The organism is Mariniflexile soesokkakense (genome assembly GCF_039650365.1).
Classification (GTDB): domain Bacteria; phylum Bacteroidota; class Bacteroidia; order Flavobacteriales; family Flavobacteriaceae; genus Mariniflexile; species Mariniflexile soesokkakense.
Genome location: NZ_JAZHYP010000018.1, coordinates 1 through 3,270, shown reverse-complemented (window position 1 = coordinate 3,270; position 3,270 = coordinate 1). Strand labels below are relative to the sequence as shown.

The 3,270-nt window shown below is 35.8% G+C and carries 1 protein-coding gene; it reads left to right on the top strand.

Annotation, left to right across the window (positions count from 1 at the left end; all coding sequences use genetic code 11):
* Positions 1 to 340: 340 nt before the first annotated feature.
* Positions 341 to 3,270, top strand: a 2,930-nt coding sequence (locus VP395_RS15725) for a LamG domain-containing protein (RefSeq protein WP_346242980.1), incomplete at its 3' end; no start/stop codon positions are given.

The following is a 3,270-nucleotide window of genomic DNA, read 5'->3' as shown; positions in this document are numbered from 1 at the left end:
CAAACGTGCCAACAGGGACCTATGTGGCATGGTTTAGGGCCAAAACGGGTGAGGTCTTTACTAAAAAAATGATAGTAAACTAAGAATTTTGATAAAAAATAGTATTTAATCGGATAAAGTTTGTGTTTTGTCGATTATTTATTCTAATATTGTATTTTGATTTCAGTAATTTAAATATTCTTTCCCTCAAGTTTAGTTTAAATGTGTTTTTGTTATTAATCATTTTACTGCCGTTAATAGACTGTAGTATTAGCGATTCTTGAATAATAAGAATTGATTTTTTAGTAGTGACAACAAATTTATTATAAGTTAATTTTTGATTTCCCCAAATCTATTAATTATGAAAGTAAAACTATTACTCTGTTTTTTTTCTACTTGTTTTTTGTTAGGTAAACTAATTGCTCAAACCAATGCGCCAAGTATTCGAACAGGCGTAAGCTTTCAATGGAGTGATAGTCAAACCAATTCAAATCAATCGGCTACAATAAAAAGCATTACTGTTAACAGCCTTATATACCAAAACTATGGTTTACCAATAGGCTATGCATTAACACAATTGGGCCCTAATGGTCATAGCGTAAATAAAATAAGAAAGAATGGTGTGTACACAGAAACAACCAGTGCAAGTGCTACATGGAATGCATCTGCGTTAGCTTCGTTTCAAGATTTAAACTTGAACCATTATTTCGAATCCGCTTCAAACGGACAAAATATTTGTGATAATTATATCTCAGAACAAACAACCACAGGGCAAAGACAAACCTTAACTTATGGCACAGGTATTTTTGCAAGTTCTAGTGGTATTATCGCTGTTACAGAACGAAATGCAAATAACTGTTATCATGTTGAACTTTTTGGAATCCCTGTTGGAGGAGGTGCAGTACAATCTTTGGGTGAAACTTTTGTAAATGAAACAACAACACAATGGGGATTTGGAGGTACTGGGTCTAGCGGTAATATTGGAACTCCAGGTACTATAAAACCACCACCAACTGGAACGGACTATTGGTTAAGTGATCGTGTGGTTGAAAATAACGGGACTATTGGAATTGCTTTGTTTTACCTTGATGATATTGCGCCAAGAGGCTCCATTATTACCAAAGCGCAATTAACAGCTTCAAGCGCTGATCATGCAGATGGAAAGTTATTTATTTTAACACTACCCGATCAAGATAAAGATGGGTTTAGTGACGTAGATGATTTAGACGATGATAATGATGGCATCTTAGATGTTGATGAATGTTCAGATTTAGGCAAAAAACCATTATTAAATCCTGATTTTGAAGTTTTAAACATTACCAATGGTTTAGATGGTGGGCCAACCGATGTGGTACCAACCACAGGGATTTGGAAAGGAGATGCCAGTAATATTCCAAATTGGAAAAGTTCAGATGTAGCAAATAATCATTTAGAAATTTGGCATAATTCACAAACAGCTAGTAATGACGCTGGCGGTAGAGCATTTTCAGGATCTCAGTGGGCTGAAGTAAATGCAACAACTAACGACGGTTTGTATCAAGATATTGCAACCTCCCCTGGCGATGTATTGCGATGGTCTTTTGCACACAGGAAACGTACTGGCTTTGCAGGTAGTGCTCAACAAGATGTTGTTAGATTACTTATTGGTAATCCAAGCGGCACTTTAACCAGTCAGGGAAATTTCAGTTCGGCAGGAGATGCGTCATGGACAGAGCATTCAGGTACTTATGTAGTGCCTGCAGGACAAACAACAACCAGATTAACCTTTACGGCTATTTCGGTGGCTTCCGGAGGCGGAACAACTTCTGGAAACTTTGTAGATAAAGTGCAATTATATGTACTTCCTAATTGTGAAGATACAGATAGTGATGGGTTACCTGATTATTTAGATATAGATAGTGATAACGATGGAATTCCAGATAATGTGGAAGCCCAAACAACCTTGGGCTACATAGCACCAAGCGGTGTGGGTTCTGGAATTGCAGATTTAGACCAAAATGGAATAGACGATAATTACGGATTAGGATTCTTGGTTCTTGTAGATACGGATTTGGATGGCATTCCTGATTTTAGAGATTTAGATTCAGACAACGACGGATTGCCAGATATTGAAGAAAATGGGATGGCAAATGTAATTACAACATTTACCGATTCGGATGGTGATGGTTTAGATAATATTTTTGAAGGCTCCAATTTGAATGACCCCTTAGATGTCAATGATGAAATAAACAACCCAACTTCTAGTATTTTGCCAGATACAGATGGTGATTTGAGTTCTGGAGGCGATTTGGATTATAGAGATTATTTTGATGTGAATCCACCAGCTTCAGCAACCATAGATTTTGATGGTGTAGATGATTACTTAAGTAGTAATCTTAACTTAAGTGGCTATAATCAAGCAACGGTAATGGCATGGGTTAGAATAGATCCAACATTTTCAAGTACAGGAACTATTGTGAGTCAAGGCAATTTTGATATTCAAATTAACAGCTCAAAAATACCTGTAGTAAAAATAAATGGGCTAACAGTTACCTTGTCAGGCTCATGTTCTTTAATTAATAATCAATGGACACATATTGCTGTTATTTTTGATAAAACAGCGGGATCAAATAAGTTAAAAGTATACCTAAATGGTACTTTATTAGGCACTAGCAATGACAGCGCCTTATCATCAGCTATAAATACGTCGTCTGCTGCGTTTAGCATTGGTAAAAAATCGGCATCAAATACTGCTTATTTTAATGGAGATATTGATGAAGTTCGTGTCTTTAATGTGGCTTTAACCCAAAGTCAATTGCATAAAACTATAAATCAGGAGATCGTTAATAATTCAGGCAATGTTTCAGGAGCTGTTATAGCTAAAGTGATCGCAGATGATGTTACGACTTTAACAATCCCTTGGACAAACTTGCAGGCTTATTACCCTATGACCAATATTGTTAATGCTACAACTTTAGATTTTTCGTCAAAAGGATATATAGCTCGATTGAATAATATTTTAACAATTCAAGATCAAACGGCTCCATTGCCCTATATAACTAAAGCAGACGGTGTATGGACAGATGAAGACACTTGGCTACATGGTGATGTTTGGGATATTGACGATGTTAGTAAAAATATAGATTGTAGTATTGTAAAAATTGCTAATAACGTTACTACATCAAATTCACATAATAATCTTGGATTAATTATAGAGAATGGTAAATCTTTAAAAGTAAACGGTAGCAACCTTATCAAAAACAGTTGGTATTTGGAACTAAACGGCACGCTTAATCTGGAAGACGATTCCCA